This window comes from Mesorhizobium sp. M0296 (assembly GCF_040321675.1).
Taxonomy (GTDB): domain Bacteria; phylum Pseudomonadota; class Alphaproteobacteria; order Rhizobiales; family Rhizobiaceae; genus Mesorhizobium.
The window spans coordinates 1-771 of record NZ_JAMYRZ010000106.1; the positions used below are offsets into that span (position 1 = coordinate 1).

A 771-nucleotide genomic window follows, 5' to 3' on the forward strand; every position below is an offset into this window, starting at 1 on the left:
CCTGGATGCCGCTGTATCTGGCAATATGCTTCCTGTTCCATCTCTGGATCGGCATGACGGCGCTGGCAGGCGCTATCATTCTCTCGAGCCTGACTGTGCTTGCCGAAGTTCGCACCAGGGAGCCTGCGAAGAGGGCAAACAGCCAGGCGGCAGCGCGCAATAGCCTTGCTGAGGCGACGCGTCGCAATGCAGAGGCTCTGCAGGCGATGGGCTTTGGCGCGCGCATCGCCGAGCGCTGGTCAAGCGTCAACGCCGACTTTCTCAACACGAACGCAAGAGCCAGCGACCTGGCTGGGACGCTCGGCACGATCTCGAAGATCCTGCGCATGATGCTGCAGTCGGGTATACTGGCGATCGGCGCCTATCTGGTCATTCATCAAGAAGCGACAGCCGGTATTATGATCGCCAGTTCGATTATGATGAGCCGGGCGCTCGCACCGGTCGAACTGGCTATCGCCCACTGGAAGGGTTTCGTCAGTGCTCGCCAGGCATGGACCCGGCTGAGCCAGCTTTTGGCCCTGCTTCCTGAAACTGCCACGAGTGTCTCGCTGTCTGCACCTGTATCTTCTCTTGCGGTAGAAAGCATCTGCGTCACGCCACCCGGCGAGCGTCGTGTGGTTGTGCAGGATGTCGGGTTCGCGCTAGAAACGGGTGCCGGCCTTGGCATCGTCGGACCGAGCGCGTCTGGAAAATCATCGCTTGTCCGAGCAATAGCCGGGATATGGCTTCCAGCCCGCGGGACCGTCAGGCTGGACGGAGCAACGCTCGACC

1 protein-coding gene is annotated in these 771 nt (G+C 61.2%); it reads left to right on the top strand.

Annotated features, from left to right (window positions below; all coding sequences use genetic code 11):
* On the top strand, positions 1 to 771 hold a 771-nt coding region (locus tag NKI97_RS35665; protein WP_352838607.1), incomplete at both ends, for an ATP-binding cassette domain-containing protein.